The sequence below is a fragment of the Paenibacillus odorifer genome, assembly GCF_000758725.1.
GTDB classification, from domain to species: Bacteria; Bacillota; Bacilli; order Paenibacillales; family Paenibacillaceae; genus Paenibacillus_AQ; species Paenibacillus_AQ odorifer.
In genome coordinates this window covers 3,655,557-3,675,951 of the sequence record NZ_CP009428.1, presented here as the reverse complement: position 1 = coordinate 3,675,951, position 20,395 = coordinate 3,655,557, and the positions used below count along the sequence as shown (strand labels likewise).

At 43.8% G+C, this 20,395-nt stretch carries 20 protein-coding genes and 1 riboswitch; of the genes, 19 read left to right on the top strand and 1 reads right to left on the bottom strand.

Annotated features, from left to right (window positions below; all coding sequences use genetic code 11):
- Positions 1–198: 198 nt before the first annotated feature.
- The 4 genes from PODO_RS15925 (at position 199) to murB (ending at position 4,206) form a co-directional block, all read left to right on the top strand.
- Positions 199–1,254 (top strand): FecCD family ABC transporter permease, encoded by a 1,056-nt coding sequence (locus PODO_RS15925; RefSeq protein WP_051491521.1) that lies wholly within the window; start codon positions 199–201, stop codon positions 1,252–1,254.
- Complete coding sequence (locus tag PODO_RS15920) at positions 1,254–2,288, top strand: FecCD family ABC transporter permease (RefSeq protein WP_036687550.1); 1,035 nt, start codon at positions 1,254–1,256, stop codon at positions 2,286–2,288. The genes PODO_RS15925 and PODO_RS15920 overlap by 1 nt, the downstream gene beginning before the upstream one ends.
- A 55-nt stretch (positions 2,289–2,343) precedes the next feature.
- On the top strand, positions 2,344–3,144 hold the full coding sequence (locus PODO_RS15915) for an ABC transporter ATP-binding protein (protein WP_036687549.1): 801 nt from the start codon (positions 2,344–2,346) through the stop codon (positions 3,142–3,144).
- Between the two features lie 150 nt (positions 3,145–3,294).
- Positions 3,295–4,206 carry a UDP-N-acetylmuramate dehydrogenase gene (murB, locus tag PODO_RS15910; protein WP_036687548.1) on the top strand — a complete coding sequence of 304 codons (912 nt, stop codon included), beginning with the start codon at positions 3,295–3,297 and terminating at the stop codon, positions 4,204–4,206.
- Between the two features lie 63 nt (positions 4,207–4,269).
- Here the strand turns inward: murB and ymzB are convergent, their stop codons facing one another.
- Positions 4,270–4,605, bottom strand: a complete 336-nt coding sequence (gene ymzB, locus PODO_RS15905; protein ID WP_036687547.1) for a protein YmzB — start codon at positions 4,603–4,605, stop codon at positions 4,270–4,272.
- Between the two features lie 319 nt (positions 4,606–4,924).
- A riboswitch (PreQ1 riboswitch) is annotated at positions 4,925–4,968 on the top strand.
- A 163-nt stretch (positions 4,969–5,131) separates the two neighbouring features.
- On the opposite strand from ymzB, the gene queF reads away from it, so the two are divergent.
- The 15 genes from queF (at position 5,132) to PODO_RS15830 (ending at position 20,372) form a co-directional block, all read left to right on the top strand.
- Complete coding sequence (queF, locus tag PODO_RS15900) at positions 5,132–5,605, top strand: preQ(1) synthase (protein WP_038574518.1); 474 nt, start codon at positions 5,132–5,134, stop codon at positions 5,603–5,605.
- Positions 5,606–5,634: 29 nt separating this feature from the next.
- Positions 5,635–6,297: a 7-cyano-7-deazaguanine synthase QueC gene (gene queC, locus PODO_RS15895; RefSeq protein ID WP_036687545.1), complete on the top strand. Its 663-nt coding sequence runs from the start codon at positions 5,635–5,637 to the stop codon at positions 6,295–6,297.
- The gene (locus PODO_RS15890) at positions 6,297–6,779 is read left to right on the top strand and encodes a 6-pyruvoyl trahydropterin synthase family protein (protein WP_036687544.1); all 483 of its coding nucleotides are present in this window, start codon (positions 6,297–6,299) and stop codon (positions 6,777–6,779) included. The genes queC and PODO_RS15890 overlap by 1 nt, the downstream gene beginning before the upstream one ends.
- On the top strand, positions 6,772–7,494 hold the full coding sequence (queE, locus tag PODO_RS15885) for a 7-carboxy-7-deazaguanine synthase QueE (RefSeq protein WP_038571434.1): 723 nt from the start codon (positions 6,772–6,774) through the stop codon (positions 7,492–7,494). Before PODO_RS15890 ends, queE begins: the two co-directional genes overlap by 8 nt.
- 135 nt (positions 7,495–7,629) lie before the next feature.
- On the top strand, positions 7,630–8,151 hold the full coding sequence (locus PODO_RS15880) for a cysteine hydrolase family protein (RefSeq protein WP_038571431.1): 522 nt from the start codon (positions 7,630–7,632) through the stop codon (positions 8,149–8,151).
- Positions 8,152–8,970 carry a VanW family protein gene (locus tag PODO_RS15875; RefSeq protein ID WP_038571429.1) on the top strand — a complete coding sequence of 273 codons (819 nt, stop codon included), beginning with the start codon at positions 8,152–8,154 and terminating at the stop codon, positions 8,968–8,970. It begins immediately after the preceding gene.
- A gap of 81 nt (positions 8,971–9,051) precedes the next feature.
- A complete protein-coding gene (locus PODO_RS15870; RefSeq protein ID WP_038571426.1) occupies positions 9,052–10,188 on the top strand; it encodes a zinc-dependent alcohol dehydrogenase in 1,137 nt (378 codons plus the stop codon).
- Between the two features lie 142 nt (positions 10,189–10,330).
- Entirely contained in the window at positions 10,331–11,245 is a 915-nt protein-coding gene (locus PODO_RS15865) for a DMT family transporter (RefSeq protein ID WP_036687536.1), read from the top strand.
- A gap of 32 nt (positions 11,246–11,277) precedes the next feature.
- Positions 11,278–12,123, top strand: coding sequence for a class I SAM-dependent methyltransferase (locus PODO_RS15860; protein ID WP_051491520.1), 846 nt, complete (start codon positions 11,278–11,280; stop codon positions 12,121–12,123).
- A 225-nt stretch (positions 12,124–12,348) separates the two neighbouring features.
- A complete protein-coding gene (locus PODO_RS15855; RefSeq protein WP_036687534.1) occupies positions 12,349–13,848 on the top strand; it encodes a sugar ABC transporter ATP-binding protein in 1,500 nt (499 codons plus the stop codon).
- 32 nt (positions 13,849–13,880) lie between these two features.
- On the top strand, positions 13,881–14,873 hold the full coding sequence (locus PODO_RS15850) for an ABC transporter permease (RefSeq protein WP_051491519.1): 993 nt from the start codon (positions 13,881–13,883) through the stop codon (positions 14,871–14,873).
- Between the two features lie 60 nt (positions 14,874–14,933).
- Positions 14,934–15,914, top strand: a complete 981-nt coding sequence (locus PODO_RS15845; RefSeq protein ID WP_036687532.1) for an ABC transporter substrate-binding protein — start codon at positions 14,934–14,936, stop codon at positions 15,912–15,914.
- 80 nt (positions 15,915–15,994) lie between these two features.
- A complete protein-coding gene (locus tag PODO_RS15840; protein ID WP_036687530.1) occupies positions 15,995–17,605 on the top strand; it encodes a response regulator in 1,611 nt (536 codons plus the stop codon).
- The gene (locus PODO_RS15835) at positions 17,602–19,386 is read left to right on the top strand and encodes a cache domain-containing sensor histidine kinase (RefSeq protein ID WP_038571423.1); all 1,785 of its coding nucleotides are present in this window, start codon (positions 17,602–17,604) and stop codon (positions 19,384–19,386) included. Before PODO_RS15840 ends, PODO_RS15835 begins: the two co-directional genes overlap by 4 nt.
- On the top strand, positions 19,383–20,372 hold the full coding sequence (locus PODO_RS15830; protein ID WP_036687526.1) for a substrate-binding domain-containing protein: 990 nt from the start codon (positions 19,383–19,385) through the stop codon (positions 20,370–20,372). Before PODO_RS15835 ends, PODO_RS15830 begins: the two co-directional genes overlap by 4 nt.
- The last annotated feature ends 23 nt before the right edge of the window (positions 20,373–20,395 follow it).

The following is a 20,395-nucleotide window of genomic DNA, read 5'->3' as shown; positions in this document are numbered from 1 at the left end:
AGACTGATCATTTCGGTGGGGAAGGGCGTGCAGATCAAGTATCTCGTGATACAAAGATCTGCACCATTTTTTTATAAACCAATCCCATAGTACGGAAAAATCGTTCCTGCAATTGTACAACATAAATATTTTTGCGATAATGAGAATGATTGTTGTTATCATATAAACCATTGTAACTATTGAATAAGGAGACAACCCATGGTTTCACCCTCAGATTTCGCAAATCGTATTAACAATGAACCCAAAAAAGCTCTACATACCCGACCGGCAGCTGCCATTGGTATTCTTATTTTTGGACTTGCTGCCATTGCCTTCGGATTGGCACTTTCGGTCTCAGTGGGTGCGGCAGATATCAAGTTAGCTACGGTATGGGAAGCAATATTTCATTTCAATCCAGATTTACAAAAACATCAGGTGATTAGAGAACTGCGATTTCCACGTGCTATTGCTGGCGCCTTAGTCGGTGCTTGCTTCGCAGTAGCAGGGGCTATCATGCAGGGGATGACAAGAAACCCGCTTGCGGATTCAGGGCTGTTAGGCTTGAATGCAGGAGCAGGAGTAGCGCTGGCAATAGTATTTGCTTTTGCACCCTCACTCTCATTCACTTCACTAATGTTGTATTGCTTTATCGGTGCCGCTGTGGCCTCTTTTATCGTATTCGGAATCGGTTCGCTTTCTTTTAATGGCCTGACCCCCTTGCGATTGACACTAGCAGGTTCGGCAGTTAGTGCTTTATTGGTTGCTATTAGTCAGGGAGTAGCTATTCTTTTCAACTTATCTCAGGATATAGCCTTCTGGTTAGCCGGTGGGATGGGTGGAGCTAGCTGGACTCAGATCAAGATTATATTCCCTTGGGTGGCCGTAGCCTTAATTGCAGCGATGATGTTATCACGATCCGTTACATTGCTCAGCTTAGGAAGAGAAGTTGCGGTTGGTCTGGGGCAGCGGACAAGGTTAGTTCAGTTGGCATGTATGATTGTTGTGGTTATCTTAGCTGGAAGTGCGGTTTCAACGGTTGGCCCGATTGCTTTTATAGGACTAATTATTCCACATGTTACACGTTATTTCGTTGGAGTGGACTACCGCTGGATTATACCTTGCTCGGCTGTTCTGGGGAGCTTATTGATTATCTTTGCAGATATTGCCGCAAGAATGATAAATGCACCGTATGAGACACCGCTAGGAGCCTTAATTGCCATCATCGGCGTACCTTTCTTTATTTATTTAGCGAGTAAGCGGAAGGGGGAGCTGTAATGCCCAAAATAACCCTTACTCCAGATGAAAAAGAACGCCGTACACGCGCCCTAACGGTGTTATCGCTCCTTGCTATACTGATCGTCGTGGTGTTTATAGTCAGTATGAATACAGGGTTTATGCGTCTATCCCCACTGGAGGTATTACATACACTGCTGGGTGATGGAACACATCAGCAAAAGCTTATTTTATTTGATTTCAGATTACCCCGCATCGTAATTTCATTGTTAGTTGGAGCGGGCTTTGCAGTATCAGGCTGTATTCTACAAAGTCTCGCACGTAATGCACTCGCCGAACCGGCTACGCTGGGCATAAGTGCTGGTGCAGGTTTTGCTGTAATCATTTTTATCTCGTTCTTTCCGGCTACAACAGCAGCTCCGGTATTTGTCTTGCCTCTCCTAGCGCTTGGTGGGGCTGGCCTGACCGCAGCTTTAATCTATATTCTTGCCTACCGGAAGGCAGATGGTCTGTCTCCTACAAGGCTGATCCTTATCGGGATTGCGGTCGCTGCAGGAATCAATGCTTGCCAGCTTGTATTGGCACTTAGGCTTGATCCTAATAATTATCAATTTGTAGCTACTTGGATCGCCGGGAAAATATGGGGTGGGGATTGGAGATTCGTCCTTGCTTTGCTGCCTTGGATCGCGATTCTGTTACCGTTCGCCTTCTATAAAGCCCGGGTTCTAAATGTATTGAATCTAGGGGACCATACTTCATTAGGTCTAGGAATGCGTGTGGAGAAGGAACGTATTCTCCTTCTGGTAACAGCCGTAGCGCTTGCCGGCTCCTGCGTCGCAGTAAGCGGAGGTATTGGCTTCGTCGGCCTGATAGCACCACACCTGGCTCGCAGGCTCGTGGGACCCCGTCATCAGGTGTTATTACCTGCTAGTGCTTTGACAGGGGCGCTTCTTATGATTACCGCTGATACCATCGGCAGATGGGTGTTGCAACCTGCGGAAGTTCCTACTGGCATTGTGGTTGCGATTATTGGCGCACCTTACTTTTTATATTTACTCGCCAAGTCTAAAGCGTAAATTAGTTCATACTTAGGAGCAAAGCTCCATAAAACTTTTAAGGGAGTTGTAGATCATGTCAGAACGTTTGAATACAGAAGAATTAAGTATTGGGTATGCAGAGGCTACTATAGTTAAAGGATTGAACTTGTCTATCCCTACGGGAAAAATCACCGCACTAGTGGGCGCTAACGGCTCCGGTAAATCTACAATCCTCAAAACGATGGCCCGGATTATGAAGCCGAAGAGTGGCACCGTAATGCTGGACGGCAAATCGATCCATAACTTTTCAACTAAAGAGGTTGCTAGGCAGCTAGCGATTCTACCGCAGAACCCAACGGCTCCTGACGGTCTGACGGTATCTGAGCTGGTCAGCTACGGTCGTTTCCCTCATCAGAAGGGATTTGGCACGATGACCGCTGAGGATCGCAACATCATCTCCAACGCCATCTCTGTTACGGGCATGGAATCTTTTCATGATCGCCCTATTGACCGTCTCTCAGGTGGACAACGTCAACGCGCATGGATCGCTATGGCGTTAGCTCAAGAAACAGATATTTTATTCCTTGACGAGCCTACAACCTTCCTAGATATGGCGCATCAGCTCGAAGTTCTTCAGCTATTGCAAAAGCTGAATGAGGAAGAAGGTCGTACCATCATCATGGTCGTGCATGATTTGAATCATGCTACTCGTTATGCGCAGCATATGGTAGCGATTAAGTCCGGTACTGTGGTTAGCGAAGGCTCACCTACTGAGGTTATGACACCAGATGTATTGCGGGAAGTGTTTGGAATTGAAGCGGATATCGTTCCGGATCCACGTACGGGTGTGCCACTGTGTCTTCCTTACGAGCTTGCTGCCTATAAAGCTGTGTAATTATCATCTAAAATCATACAACGAACAGGCTCCCGTCATTGACAAGGGAGCCTGTTCGTTGTTACAGTTGTGGTTGCCTACAATTTCATAATAACTCTTTAAAATAGATCAAGGACCATCATTTATACATGGTTAAAGGAGCATGAAAACATGAATATTGACAAAATTCAAGATGACCTAGAGCAGCTAATGACTGCAGGAAAAGTGAAAAGTCATGAGAATTTAAAAGATCACGTGTACACTAAAATGGGCGGCAAAGCTGATATTTTGGCTGCACCAGCTACTTATGATGAAATTCAAAAGATCGTTACATATGCAGAACAAAATGGGATAACCCTTACGGTACTTGGGAATGGCTCCAATGTGATTATCCGTGATGGAGGTGTACGTGGGATCGTTCTGCAAACGGCAGGACTGACCGAAATGGGGATTCGCGACAATCTCTTATATGCGCAATGTGGTGCCAAAATAATTGATGTTTCCAGATATGCACTTGATAAGGAGCTTACGGGTCTTGAGTTCGCCTGTGGCATTCCAGGAACAGTTGGTGGAGCGCTCTATATGAACGCAGGTGCTTATGGCGGTGAGATCAAAGATGTCCTGCATAGTGCACTAGCTATAAATAAGAACGGGCAATTGGTAACTCTGCAAGGTGATGAGCTGCAATGGGGTTACAGAAAAAGCGTGTTCGCAAGCGGTGAGTACATTGTACTTGAGGCCAAATTTGCTATGACTTCCGGTGATGTTTTAACGATCAAGGCAAAAATGGATGAACTAACTTATTTACGTGAATCGAAGCAACCGCTTGAGTATCCATCCTGTGGGAGTGTATTTAAGCGGCCTCCAGGCCGTTTTGCAGGTCAGTTAATTCAAGAGAGCGGCTTACAGGGTACAAGAATCGGCGGTGCTGAGGTATCCAAGAAGCATGCGGGATTTATTGTGAATGCAGATAATGCAACAGCCAGTGATTACATCGGGCTAATCCACCATGTAAGAGCGACTGTGAAGGATAAATTCGGTGTAGAGCTGGAAACTGAAGTGGAGATCATTGGAGAAGAATAAATGATAAGCAAAAAGAGCCCGCAATCGCTGTGGGCTCTTTTTGCTTATCATAATCATGTTCGTTTAATCTACTGAAAGGGTGTAATTAGCTCTGTCCGTAGTTATTTCTGCCTTGCGGTCGGCTAAGTCTACGATTTGAAGACCTTCAACAGCTAAATCATAAGTGGATTGTGGCAGGGATACCAGTTCACCATCGGCGTTAAGTGTGCTGCCGAAACCTCTTAATATCAGTGCACTTCCAAGATATTCATCAATAACATCGTCTGCACTCCGGAAATCTACGGACTCTAAATTGAAATGAACTTTATCCAAATCACGAAGTTCTTTCTTTTCAATAGCGATTGTTTCATTCAAATGATTGTTAAGCCAATCCATAAGCTGCTGTATACTTTGTTCCATAAAATGCTCCCACCCTTAGCTCGAAGATTATTATGAATAAGTTACCCTTTTCTTAGGATTTGAATCCTTTTTTTTGCCGCATCTTAATTAACCATATGAATAATTCATGTCATTAAAAAGAAATCCACAATCAAATTGGCATTGGTTTTGAGCTTCCTAATCTCTACATACGCAGGTCTATCCACGTTAATCTGGAGTGATTTGCTGATCTGTATAAGGTAACAGTAAAGAGTAGAACTTGTCAGGAGCGGGCTACCCATGGTATAGTTCAAGACGCAATATGCTTTATGCTTTAAGAAGAAGTCTGCACTAAAGTTGTGCAGGAGAGGTTCGCGAACTCCCTCTATAAAAAACTAAGAATATATTAAACAGTACAAGCGGTTGCTGTCCTTTATCCGGACGTTGCTTCCGTTTCTTCTTAGTGGAGCCAAGTTTTCGAAATCTCGTTCTTCTTTCCATTACCGGCCAAGGCCGAAGGAAAAGAGAGGGGTTTTTTGTCGTGTCAGAAGGAAGATTGAAAGAGGAAATGCAAGAAGTTACTTTGCTTGGTAATCAGGGAACACAGTACAAGTTTGGTTATGATCCAGACATTCTGGAGGTGTTTGATAACAAACATCCCGGACGTGATTATTTTGTTAAATTCAACTGCCCTGAGTTCACTAGCTTGTGTCCTGTAACGGGTCAGCCGGATTTTGCCACGCTGTATATTTCGTATATTCCTGAACAAAAAATGGTGGAATCCAAATCATTAAAGCTGTATCTGTTTAGCTTCCGCAACCATGGTGACTTTCATGAGGACTGTGTCAACATTATTATGAATGAACTGATCTCACTGATGGATCCGCGTTACATTGAGGTATGGGGCAAGTTCACTCCGCGCGGAGGCATTTCAATTGATCCTTATTGCAACTATGGAAGACCGGGTACGAAGTATGAGGCGATGGCGGAACACCGCTTAATCAATCACGACCTCTATCCAGAAAAAGTGGACAACCGCTAAATTCCAACTTGTGATAAGGAGAGATTCATATGAACAAAAAAGCACTCGTCGTATTCAGCGGCGGACAAGATAGCACCACTTGCCTGGTTTGGGCATTGCAGCAGTATGAGGAAGTGCAGGTAGTTACCTTCAACTATAATCAACGTCATGCGGCTGAAATCGAAGTTGCAACAGAGATAGCAGCTAAGTTTAATGTAAAACAGCATATTCTTGATCTGGGGCTGCTTAATCAGCTGGCACCCAATGCACTTACCCGTCAGGATATAGATATCGTGGCTGGGGAAGGGGATGAGCTTCCAAGTACTTTCGTCGATGGACGGAATTTGTTGTTTTTATCTTTTGCCGCTATATTAGCTAAACAACTGGGGTACTCCCATATCGTCACTGGGGTTTGCCAAACGGACTTTAGCGGTTATCCGGACTGCCGTGATGTTTTTGTGAAATCATTGAATGTTACGCTGAACTTATCTATGGACTATGAGTTTGCGATCCACACTCCCCTAATGTGGCTGGATAAAAAAGAAACGTGGAAAATGGCCGATCAACTGGGGTATTTTGATTATGTTCGCGAACACACACTGACCTGTTACAACGGTATTATTGGCAGTGGCTGCGGTACTTGTCCAGCCTGTCTATTGCGTCAGCGTGGTCTTGAGCAATATGAGGCGGAGAGAATGGAGGCCGGTTCTTAATGCTTAACGAGGTTTCAGTCTGCAAAATATTTACGTTCGATGCGGCACACCAGTTAGTGGGACACAAAGGGAAATGCAGCAATCTGCACGGACATACTTATAAGCTCGAAGTAGTGCTTAAGGGCAAACCTATGGCCGCGGAAGGCCACTCGGATGAAGGCTTCGTCATTGATTTTAGCGATATCAAAATGACAGTACAACAAAGCCTTGTAGATCGTTTAGATCACGCTTTTCTTGCTATGGGAAATGAACCTGTGTTAGAGACGTTAACGAATACGGGCTCCAAAGTAGCCTTATTGTCTTTCCGCACCACAGTGGAGAATATGTCTTCATATATTGCCTACAAGCTTAAGCAAGCAGGGTTGCCTTTATACTCGGTAAAGCTATGGGAGACTCCAACCTCTTGGGCAGAGGTGCTGGCTGAAGACGTTCCGGATGAAGGGCCATCCTACCGTTTGTATGGAGGCTGTGACTGTGAGTAAGATTCCTGTAATTGAAATGTTCGGTCCAACTATTCAAGGCGAAGGTGCGGTAATTGGAGTGAAGACGATGTTTGTCCGCACCTATGGCTGCGATTATCGCTGCGGCTGGTGTGACTCCGCTTTTACTTGGGATGGTACGGCTAAGAATAAGGTTCGCATGATGGAAGCAGAAGAAATCATAAATGAATTATTGGCGTTAGCTGGAGATAATTTCGACTGTGTTACGATTTCAGGCGGTAATCCTGCCTTGATTGGTGAAGGAATGGGTACCTTCATCAGTCTGCTTCATGAGCGTGGAATAAAAGCAGCGATAGAAACTCAGGGGAGTAAATGGCAGGATTGGTTCAATGACGTGGATGTGCTGACAATCAGCCCTAAACCCCCAAGCTCAGGAATGACAACGAATTGGGAAATGTTAGATAACATCATGAGTAAGATGGAGAAACTGGGTCGTTCTACGCATAGCTTGAAGGTCGTAGTGTTTGATGATAATGATTTTGATTATGCGAAAAACGTTCACCAGCGATATCCGAATGTGCAGCTCTTTCTGCAGCCTGGTAATGATGATGTCACGGAAGAGGGCAACATTTCTGCTCGACTTCTGGGAAGGCTGGAGTGGTTGTTTAATAAAGTAATCGTGGATTCGGATATGAACAAGGTTCGTGTACTTCCACAGTTGCATGCATTGATCTGGCATAATAAGCGTGGCAAATAAAAGATTGATGAAATCGTCCGGGTATCAGCTTACAGATGCTCGTTTTTTATTTTTAACATTTGTAACTTCTAGTAGGTAGATAGTCTGTCCCAGTTTCTGGTATGATTTTGAAAAAAGCTCTTGGAGGTTATTCATTTGGAACAATCAACAGCATTATTAATTATCGATGTTCAAGAAGCCATGTTCTCCTATGAACTAAAGCTGTACGATGAAGAGGGTGTGATGGACAGGATTGTCTCCCTTCAGCAAAAAGCTCGATTAGCAGGTACTCCTATTGTGTATATTCAACATACCGAAGATGAGGAGTACACAAAAGGTACACCCACTTGGCAGATCAGTCACCGCATCACACCGCAGGAAGGCGAAGTTATCGTTGAGAAGCCTACTTGGGATGCTTTTCACCGAACGGAATTGCAAGATGAACTCCAAAAGCTCGAGATCACGAATCTGGTGATCTGTGGGATGCAAAGTGAATTCTGTCTGGATACGACAATAAGACGCGCATACAGCATGGGATATAAAAGTGTACTGGTTTCAGATGCTCATAGCACCTTTGATAATGGGGTTCTGAGTAGTAGGGAGATCGTTAAGCATCATAATGCGATAATTGGAGGTAGATTCGCCCAGTTACGAGCTGAAAGCGAGGTTCAGTTCTAGATGAATACACCCCAGGCTGCCATGAAGCCTATTCAGCGTTCTCGCCTTAGATTGTTTGCTGGCAAACGATATTTTATTTGGAAAAGATATTTGAAATGGTACACTGGACGAAGCAAAATAGCGAAGCAGCGTACGGATGAAACATTATCTTATGCAGCTATGACTCATGCTACCCCGTTATTAAGAAGTCTTCGGAATGTAGATATGCTGCTTCAATACAATAAAATTACTAACTTACGGCTGGCAATTGCGAAGCTGGATGGACTTGTTGTGCAGCCGGGGGAGACTTTTTCCTACTGGAGAAGTATTGGTAAGCCCACTAAACGAAAAGGGTATCTGGAGGGTATGGTGCTGCATTATGGTGGTTTTCATTCCGGGGTTGGAGGAGGCTTATGCCAGTTGTCTAATCTGATCTATTGGATGGCACTGCACACACCACTTACCGTTATTGAACGGCATCGTCACAGCTATGATGTATTTCCAGATGAACAACGTACACAACCTTTTGGAAGCGGGGCGACCTGTTCTTATAACTATTTGGATCTTCAATTGAAAAATAACACCGCTCAAACGTATCAACTAAAGCTCTGGCTGGACGATAGCCATTTACACGGGGAATGGAGATGCAATGAGCAGGCGCTTTATGATTATGAAGTATACGAAAGTGATCATAGGATTAGTCTAGAGCCTTGGGGCGGATATATACGCAGTAATAAGATCAGTCGAAAAGTATATACCCGATCTGGAGATCTAATTGGAGATGAAGCTGTAACTGATAATTACGCACTGATGATGTATTCTCCGCTTCTTCATGGATAAGAGGTTAGGGCTTAGGGATATAACATAGAAAGGTATGAACGTTATATCTCTAGACCATCTCCAAAGGAGCGGATTAACAGCATGAAAGCACTAACCTACCAAGGGAAGAAAAAAGTGAAAGTTAAAGAAGTAGCTGATCCGAAGCTTGAGAAAAAAGATGACATTCTTGTTCGGATTACCACTACGGCGATTTGTGGCTCGGATCTGCACATTTATAACGGAGAAATTCCAGGTATGCATGATGATTATGTTATTGGTCATGAGCCGATGGGGATTGTTGAGGAAGTGGGACCTGACGTAACTAGAGTCAAAAAAGGTGACCGAGTCATCATCCCCTTTAATGTCGCCTGTGGGCAGTGTTTTTTCTGCCAGCATGAGATGGAGAGCCAATGCGACAATGCTAATGACGCCAAGGACACAGGCGGTTATCTTGGTTATTCCGATACTTATGGCGGTTTTGCTGGCGGACAAGCTGAATTGCTGCGGGTACCTTATGGTAATTTTGGGCCTTTTGTAGTTCCGGAGGATGCAGAAATGGAAGATGAGAAAATTCTTTTCTTATCTGATATTGTGCCTACTGCTTGGTGGGGAGTAGAAAGCGGGGGAGTGAAGCCGGGAGATACGGTCATTGTTCTCGGCTGCGGGCCCGTGGGACTGCTAACTCAAAAGTTTGCCTGGATCAAAGGAGCCTCTAGAGTCATTGCTGTTGACCATATCGGCTACCGATTGCAACATGCGAAGCTGACCAATAATGTTGAAGTTTATAACTTCGAAGAGATCAAGGACATTGGTGCTCATTTGAAGGAGATCACTCATGGGGGCGCAGATGTGGTTATTGACTGTGTGGGTCTAGATGCCAAAATATCTGCCTTGGAGAAAGTGGAAACGGTTCTGAAGCTGCAAGGGGGCTCGCTCAGTGCATTCAGAATGGCCGCGGATATCGTACGTAAATTCGGAACCATCCAGCTTGTAGGGATCTATGGACTTAATTACAATATGTTCCCGCTGGGTCAGCTATTTGAACGAAACATCACATTAAAGATGGGACAAGCGCCGGTGATTCACTATATGCCGTTGCTGTATAAGATGATTAAAGAAAATAAATTTGATCCTACAGATATCATTACGCATCGTCTGCCAATTAGTAAAGCGGAGCATGGCTATGACGTTTTTAGTGAGAAAAAAGAAGATTGCATCAAGGTTGTTCTGAAGCCGTAGCCTTTTAAGAAGCATGAGCTTTCGTCAGAAATGACATTGCTTGTGCTTTTTTTAGTGAAATCTTATGAAAAAAGATGCATTTTTTCACGGTCTGCGTTAAATTAACATAAGTGACTTAAGATATTGAAAGGACGCGTAACATGTGAAACTTAAAAAACCGCCACTTCCGATTCCACTATTAATGTTGATAGGGATTGTGGCCATCTCTTTTTCCGCCATTTTTATTAAATGGTCTGATGCACCTGCATCTATACAAGGCATGTACAGATTATTATTTACCTCACTGCTGATGCTGCCTTTTGCAAGACCCTATAGTGGAGCTGCTTTTGCTCTTCGTAAAAAAGACTGGCTAATGCTCATCCTTTCAGGCGCAATGCTTGCGCTGCATTTTTTGCTATGGATGGGATCATTAAAGTATACTTCGGTAGCTAGTTCAACAATGATCATGGCGCTGGAGCCTGTATTTATTATGCTGGGTGTTTATTTTTTGTATAAGGAAAAGACAGCTCTGTCTGCTATTCTAGGGCTTGGCATTGCAATTGGCGGTGTCGTGTTTATCGGCTGGGGTGATATTGGAATCTCTGCAGATAATCTTAAAGGTGATCTATTATCGGTCGGAGGCACTGTGGCGGTAGCTATACATATGCTGATCGGTCAAAAGCTAGTGGTGCGCATGCCCTCTTATTTATATAGCTTGATTGTCTTCTTGTCAGCCGCTGGCGTGTTCGCCGTATACAATCTGTTCATGGGGATTTCCTTTTTTAATTATCCGGCCAAGGAATGGGGAATCTTTGTATTGTTAGCAGTGGTGCCAACGGTGTTTGGCCATATTTTGTTTAATTGGTTACTACAATATGTATCTGCGACTACGGTTTCAATGAACATTTTAGGAGAACCAGTGGGTGCCAGTATCTTAGCGTATTTACTCTTGGGTGAACAGCTAACAACCTTACAATGGGCAGGTGGGCTGCTCGTTATGATTGGACTCGCAGTATATTTGTACGCGGGAAGAAGGAAAACTATCCGGATGGCTGATGCCATTCAGAATGCTTCATAACAGATATTTTACACATAAAGGGGTAGCAATGGATGGAAGAGCAGAATCAATATTCAAATAATCAGGCAGAAAAAAACGCTGTGCCAACAAGCGAAGAGCTTTGGAACGAAGATACTTATACCGCTTGGGTAACTCGGTTTGGTACACCGCCAGAAGCAGCTGCAAAATTAATAAAGGAACCAAGTGCAAAGCTTTACCCGCTCCTTTCTTTTTTTGGAGAGGTGAAGGGGAAGAAAATGATGAATTTAATGGGCTCAAACGGAATGAAGGCCGTGGCACTCTCATTACTAGGTGCGGAAGTAACGGTTGCTGACTTCTCGGAAGCCAATGCGCGATATGCGGCTGATCTTGCCCAAGAAGCAGGGGTACCACTAACCTATATCGTCTCAGATATTCTTAAGCTGCCAGAAGACGTCCTTGATGGTTCATATGACATCGTCTTCGCGGAGTTAGGAATTGTTCATTACTTTACCAACCTTACACTATTCATGGAAACAGCTCGCCGATTGCTTTCTCCTGGAGGCGTATTTGTACTCCGCGATTTTCATCCGGTAACGACCAAGCTTATTTCCTCGAAGGGATCTACTGCGAAGGTACGCAAACACAAAGTAAACGGAGATTATTTTGACTCATCATTGGAAGAGAAAAAGGTATCCTATTCCAAGTATTTGCCTTCCACAGGTAAACCAGCAGGTGTACAAGAGCATAGTGTTGTGTATTGGCGCCGCTGGACACTCGGAGAAATTGTAACCGCAGCAGCTAATAGCGGACTAGTGATCCGCCAATTAGTAGAAGAACCTAATCTATCTTCCGACGTGTATGATAAGGGAATTCCTAAGACCTTCACATTGGTGGCTGGAAATGGCGCAAGCCTGTAAGAGGGATCGCTGACATGTGATTTTTTAGGATATAACATTTGTGCTGAACTGAGGTGCTCTCGGTTCAGTTTTTTTGTGTGTAAAACATAAAATTTTAAACTTTTTTACGGAGATTATTCCATTACAATGGCAACTTATAGGGAATACAATGATTTTACATTCCGGATTGTAAGCGATTACTTTAAGGGTTAATGCATTCTCAAAGAATTTGAGGTGGATATCAAAATGAACGAAGTGTTGCTTCGTATGGAGGGAATCAACAAGTTTTTCCCAGGTGTTCATGCTTTGAATGAATGTCAATTTGAGCTGAAGCGTGGAGAAGTTCATGCGTTAGTAGGAGAAAATGGCGCTGGCAAGTCTACCCTTATGAAGATTGCGACAGGTGTCTATTCCAAGGATGCTGGTCAAATGTGGTACAAGGGAAATGAAGTGCAAATTGTTAATACCCGTGAAGCACAGGAGCTTGGAATTAGTATCATCCATCAGGAATTGAATTTAATGCCTCATCTTACGGTCGCCCAGAACATTTACATTGGACGAGAGCCGCGAAAAGCTCTGAAATGGTTCGTTGATGATTTAGAGATAAACCGAAAAGTTCAGGTTTTGTTTGATCAAATGAATCTGAAGCTGGATCCCAGAGTTTTGGTATCAGATCTGACAGTTGCTAATCAGCAAATGGTTGAAATCGCTAAAGCCTTGTCTTTCCAAGCCGAGGTATTGATCATGGATGAACCAACCGCCGCGTTAACAGATACAGAAATTAACGAGTTATTTCGAATGATTGAGCAGCTACGAGATAAAGGTGTGGGAATTATTTATATCTCTCACCGCATGGATGAATTGAAGCGAATTACAGACCGCATTACAGTTATGCGCGATGGTTGTTATGTAGATACCGTTCGTACCGATTCAATAACGATTGATCAGATCATCAGCATGATGGTTGGACGTGAATTATATCAAACGTCGAAACCAACGATTGCGAAACAGACTCAGCAAGTTGTCTTAGAAGTTCGGAATCTTTCTAGAGGGCATGCGTTCAAGGATATTAGCTTTCATCTGTATAAAGGTGAGATTTTGGGCTTCGCTGGTTTAATGGGAGCTGGACGTACCGAGGTTGTTCGTGCCGTATTTGGTGCCGATCCCATCGATGAGGGTGAAATTATGCTCCATGGAAAATCGGTTCGTATACGTCAGCCACATCAAGCGGTACAGCATGGTATTGGGTATTTGTCCGAAGACCGTAAACGTTTCGGACTGCTTGTGGATATGGATATCAGCATGAATAATGCGATTGCCTCCTTTTATAAATTCCGTAATTCATTTGGCTGGATGAAGGAGCGGGAGATGCGAAGCTCAGCGGAGCAGCATGTTGAAGCGCTAGCCACCAAAACTCCAAGTGTAGGTCAAAAGGTTAAGTTTCTGTCCGGAGGTAATCAACAGAAAGTGGTCATCGGCAAGTGGTTGACTAGAGACTGTGATGTACTCATCTTCGATGAGCCCACACGAGGTATTGATGTAGGCGCGAAAAGTGAAATTTATAAGCTGCTGGATCAGCTTGCGAGTCAAGGGAAGGCGATCATTATCATTTCTTCAGATCTTCCTGAGATTCTAAGAATGAGCCATCGGATTATCATTATGTGTGAAGGGCGTATAACAGGAGAACTCCCCGCAGAAGAAGCATCGCAGGAGGCGATTATGAAATATGCGACGAAACGTTCATAACTGTTCAAGAGTTAACCGGAGGTGTCAGGACTATGAAGATCGCGGATAAAGAGATTAGTCAGCCAGCGGGTATGAAGCAAACGGGAGGGCAATCCGGATTCAAACAAAAATTATTGGCATTTGCCAGTCTGATCATATTGGTCATCGTATTCTCTTTATCCTCCAGTAACTTTTTTCAATTCTCAAATCTTGTCGGAATTCTAGTTTCTACAGCTGTAATCGGAGTATTAGCGCTTGGAGCTACCTTTGTTATTATTACGGGTGGCATCGACCTCGCTCTGGGTACTGTAATGACATTCTCATCTGTTATGGTTGGAGTCATTATTACCTTCTGGGGTCTGCCCGTCCCGTTAGGTATTGTAGGTGGGATTCTGGCTGGAGCACTGTGCGGCTTTATCAGCGGTTTGATGGTGGCGAAGATGAACATTCCACCCTTCATCGCCACTCTGGCGATTATGATGGTCACCAAAGGCTTGTCGCTTGTCATTACAGGAGCCAAACCCATTTATTTCAACGATGATCCGATCTTCGCCAAGATCGCTATGGGTAAAATGATCCCCGGTATACCCAATACCATCGTTATCTTCTTATTACTCGGTATGATCGCAAGCATAATCTTGTCTAAGACGATTATTGGGCGTTACAACTTCGCGCTTGGCAGTAATGAAGAAGCCACTCGCTTATCAGGTGTGAACACAGTCAAATGGAAGATTATTATCTATTCCATTACAGGAATCTTTAGCGGAATCGCAGGTATCCTGATGGCCTCACGTCTGAATTCAGCTCAGCCATCACTAGGCACTGGCTATGAACTAGAGGCTATTGCGGCAGTGGTCATTGGCGGAACTTCCTTAAGTGGAGGTGTAGGTTCTATTCTAGGCACGATTATTGGCGCACTGATTATGAGTGTGCTGACGAATGGCTTGCAGATTATGTCCGTGGCTCAGGAATGGCGGACGGTTATTGTCGGTGTTGTAATCATCATTGCGGTTTACGCTGATATTCTACGCCGCCGTAAGCAATAAACTTGGTATGATCTCCATCCGGAGTGATATACAAAGCAAATGACGAGGGGGAAGATTCAAATGAAACTACGTCGTAGAGGGTTTATCATGCTTGCCAGTCTATTGTTAGTCACTACTTTGCTGAGTGCATGTAACAACAATGATAGTAACAAGAGTGCATCCGGTTCAGACAAACCATACATTCCAGTCATATCAAAAGGGTTCCAGCATCAATTCTGGCAAGCGGTAAAGCAAGGAGCGGAGAAAGCTGCTAAGGAGTTTGATGTTGAGATTACCTTCGAAGGTCCAGAAAATGAGAGTCAGGTGGATAAACAAATTGAGATGCTGCAAACAGCTCTCGACAAGAAGCCAGCAGCAATTGCGCTAGCCGCACTAGACAGCAAGTCTGCGATTCCTTATCTAGAAAAGGCAAAGGAAAATAAGATTCCGGTCATCGGCTTCGACTCTGGTGTAGACAGTGATATCCCTGTAGCAACAGCAGCGACTAACAATAAAGCAGCAGCTGCTTTGGCCGCAGATAAAATGGCTGAACTGATTGGCAAGAAAGGTAAAGTGGGCCTTGTCATACATGACCAAACGAGCAGCACAGGGCAACAGCGTCGCGATGGCTTCTTGGAACAAATGAAAGCAAAATATCCGGATATTCAAGTGTTAGAGCCGCAATATGGGGGTGGAGATCAGTTAAAGTCCACAGACCTTGCGAAAGCGATGATGCAGGCAAATCCGGATCTGAAAGGAATCTATGGCTCTAACGAAGGTTCTGCTGTAGGTGTGGCTAATGCAGTAAATGAATTGCAAATGAATGGTAAGATCGTAGTCGTCGGCTTTGACTCTGGCAAGCAGTTGATGGATGCTATCCGCAGTGGTGTTGTGGCTGGCGCTGTTACACAAGACCCCATTGGTATTGGCTATCAAGCTGTGAAGGCAGCTGTGCAAGCGATTAAAGGGGAAGCGGTTGAAAAGAACATCGACACGGGGTTCCACTGGTATGATAAAAACAATATGGATTCCGATGAGATCAAACCTCTACTATACAAATAGAGTTTAATAATAGAGGTTGCCTCACGCAGGCGGCCTCTATTATGCTTATGCTGATAAGTTTAAAGTTGTGGAGGTGTTGGATGTATAAGATAATTCTGGTTGATGATGAAGATGAGGTTCGCGAAGGGATCAAACAGAAGATCACATGGAGTAAATATGGGTTTGAGCTGGTTGGTGATTTCGATAATGGCCGAGATGCGCTGGAAGCGATCGAGCAGCATCGGCCTGACGTAATTATTACTGATATTTGTATGCCTTTTATGGATGGACTGGGATTGGCCAGAGCTGTGATGGATAGGTACCGGGATATGAAGGTCATTATCGTCACTGGATATGAAGACTTCGAATATGCGAAGCAGGCGATAACGCTAAAGGTGACTGAGTACTTATTAAAACCGATTAATGCACGTGAGTTTGCTGAATTTCTAAGTAAGATGAAGCAGGATTTAGATGAAGAGCATTTACAGAAAGCGAATTTAGTTAAGCTTCGTATGCAACTTAATCAGAGTCTTCCATTGCTGCGGGAACGATTTTTGGAGCAGCTGGTAACTACTCGAATGAAAAGCGAAGAAATCGAGAATAAATTGAGTTATTTTCATATTCAGTTGCAGGGTCAAGTGTACCTTGCGCTCGTTATAGATATAGAACTGGAGAAACGAAGCCAGAACATAACTTTTGATGCAGAGCTACTGCGTTTCGGCGCCTTTAACATTGTTCAAGAGCAGCTGGAGAAAGAGCAAGACGGAGTGGTATTCCAGACGAGAGATGGAAAAATCGCTGCGATATTATCCGGCAATTCAGAGGCGTTAGAAGTAGCAACGCAGCTTCTCGCAGAGCAAGTCCAGAGTAGCTTAAATAAATATTTGAAGCTGTCATCAACCATAGGCATCGGTAGAAAATATAATACTGTACAACAAATTCCACTATCCTTCCAAGAAGCGGTCTCCTCCATAGAATATCGTTACCTTTTAGGCATAAATAAAGTTATCTCCATACAGGATCTTGAGTTTGGCAAGGGATTGGATCAGGCGCATTTCACCTCATGGGAAAAGCAATTCATATCCGCTTTAAAGACAGGTAAAGCTTCTGCTGTATCGGAAATTCTATTGAAGTGGTTTCAGGAGCTTAAAAGTAATACCTCCTCTATAGAAGGTTGCCGTAGCAGCATCTATCAGCTGCTGGTTTCTTTGATGAACTATGTAGTCGACATCGGCTTCCCAAATACAGTAGTTGTTTCGCATAATATGTTTGCAGAGGTTGCTGCGCTTAAGACTTTAGATGAAGCTAGGAATTATCTGGAGAGGACTTGCCATGAGCTGATACTTAAACTATCGGAACAGAGAACAACGGTTCGGACTTCTCAGATGCAAGCCGCAGAAGCTTATATTCGCGAGAATTATTGTAATGACAGCTTTTCACTCAATGAGCTGTGTAGCCATATTTTTATGAGCATCAGTTATTTCAGTGCAACTTTTAAACAGCATACCGGAGAAACATTTATAGAATATCTGACTCGACTCCGTTTGGAAAAAGCAAAAGAACTCCTTACGGTCACACAGTTGAAGACATATGATATCGCTGCCAGAGTTGGTTATGCTGATCCACAGTATTTTAGTGTTATTTTCAAACGTAATGTAGGAAGCACACCGAAGGAATATCGACACCGGCAGAAGGAGAATCTCTCTCTATGAGATCACAGCGCTTTTTCCGCAGCCGAAGTATTCATACTAATATTGCTGTCTCCTTTTCACTTCTTATCCTCTGCACAACTATTGTCCTGACTTATACTTCCTATCGCCTGTCCTCAGCTGCAGTCAAGGGCAATTCTGTAGCCTACACTTCACAATTAATAGAACAAGTAAAACTGAATATCGAGAATTACATTGGCAATATGGAGAGCATAGCTGCTCTGGTGTTAACTAGCAGTGATCTAGAGAAATATATAAAAGGCTCGAAATTAGATGAAGAAGAGGCGCTTAAGGATAAACTGCTTGCCAGTCATTATCTCCGGTCAGTCGTTCAGTCCCGCTCGGATATTTCCTCTATATTATATGCAGGCTCAGATGGCATGACCGTTTCGGATCGACAGCATGCTGTTTTGAAACCGCTTCCTGAACTAATAGCTCAAGATTGGTATCAAAAAGCTATGAATCAACTAGACGTTGCAGTTTCTTCCTCTCATGTGCAGCACATCTTTCAAGATGAATACCGGTGGGTAGTGTCGATAAGCCGAAAGCTCTCGAATGCGAATGCTGTGACGGAAGCGGATCAACAAGGTGTACTGCTCGTAGATCTCAATTACAGTGTAATTAATAATCTATGTAAACAAATCGAACTGGGAAAACGCGGTTATGTTTTTATCGTCGATCCCGCAGGTAGCCTTGTCTATCATCCACAACAGCAGTTGATCTACTCCCAGCTCAAGTTCGAACAATTGGAGACGGTCCTTGGGATCAAAAATGGATCTGTTACGGTTAACACGGGGAATGACCAGAAACTGTACACTGTGGACACTACCAGCTTTGGCTGGAAAATAGTTGGAGTCACTTATCCGGATGATTTGGTCGCGAACAAGCAACGTATGCAAGGAACCGCCGCCTTATGGGGAGCAATTAGTTTGATTTTTGCTATGGCTATATCGATATTTCTCTCGTACGCACTGACCAAACCGCTGAAGAATTTGGAGCTGAATATGAAAAAAGCGGAACGTGGAGAGTTCGACATACGCGTAGAGATTGAGAGCACGAATGAAATCGGCAAGCTTGCTCGTACGTTTAATCTTATGATCATGAAGATTAAAGAGTTAATGGGGCAGATCGTCTTGGAGCAAGAGATGAAGCGTGTCAGTGAACTGAAGGCGCTGCAAGCGCAGATTAAACCTCACTTTTTGTACAATACACTTGATTCGATTATTTGGATGGCAGAGACAGGAAAGATGGAGGAAGTGGTGGAGATGACTTCATCTCTATCCAAGCTGCTCCGTTCAACAATTGGTGAGGGTGAGGAATTGATTCCGCTGGCCAAAGAATTAGAGCATATTCGGCACTATTTAACGATTCAGAACATGCGTTATCGTAATAAATTCACTTATTCCATAGAGGTACAAGAAGATATCCTAACCTGCAGCATTTTAAAAATGGTACTTCAGCCTTTGGTTGAAAATGCGATCTATCACGGCATAAAACATAATCCTGAGCAAGGGCACATTCTGATCCGGGCAAGACAAGAACAGAACGATATTATCGTACAGATCATTGATGACGGTATTGGGATGGATGAAGAGCAGATGGGTAAGGTACTGCTGCAAAAATCAGATTTCAAGACTGGCAGCGGTGTAGGTGTCGCAAATGTGAACCATCGTGTCCAGCTGTATTTCGGTGTGAAATACGGTTTGTCTTTTACAAGCGAGATGGAGGAAGGAACGACGGCCACTTTACGAATACCTGTAATTTATGAGGAGGAGAGTCAATGAGCGCATTACGGTCAAAAATTGGCCTGTATACTCTGTTGCTGCTCTTCATTGTTACTTTGGGTTCATTAGCCTATCGTATGTTTGCAAATGAGCTTGACGCAAAGGTTAGGACCATTATTTATGTGCCCAAGACTATCGACAGCAGTATTGAATTCTGGGAAGTGATGAAACAAGGTGTGGCAACAGCGGCTAAGGAGTTCGGTGCAGAGGTTCGCACGGTTGGAACGGATACAGAGCTTGATGTAGATCAACAAATAGAACTGCTGGAGCAAGCAATTAAGGAGAAGCCTGACGCCATTATTTTATCTGCTACGGATTATTATCGTCTCATTCCAATCGCGGAAAAGATCAAATCAGCTGGCATTACGCTTATTACTGTAGATTCGGGCTTGAGCGGTGGTGTATCAGAGAGTTTTATTGCTACGGATAATTATGAAGCAGGACGTAAGGCAGGGCAGGAGTTAAGAAAATATATCGATCCAGAGGATAAAGTCGCCATCGTTAACTTTGTACAAGGCTCTGCGACAGCAATAGAGAGGGAAAGAGGAGCTCGTGACGCCCTTTTAGAAAATGGAGTTCATGATGTGCAGCCTACATTATACAGTGATGGTTCCGTGCGAAAAGCGTATCAGTTAACTATTGATTTGCTAAAGGACGAGCCAAATTTAAAGGGAATAATCGGTCTTAATGAACCTTCTACACTAGGTGCTGGGGAGGCGATTATGGATATGGGATTTCAGGACAAAGTGAAATTGTTTGGGTTCGACAATTCTAGCAATGAGGTGAAGCTCCTCGAAAAAGGGATTTTGCTTGGCACGGTCATGCAGAAGCCCTTTAATATGGGGTACTTAGCTGTGAAGACGGCGATTGAAGCTGTTGAGGGTGAGGAAGTGGAACAGATAATAGACACAGGCTCCGTGGTCATCACGAAGGAGAATATGTATTTAAGTGAAAATGAGAAATTAATGTTTCCTTTTATAGAATAAACAAAGGGTAGCTCCTTAAACCA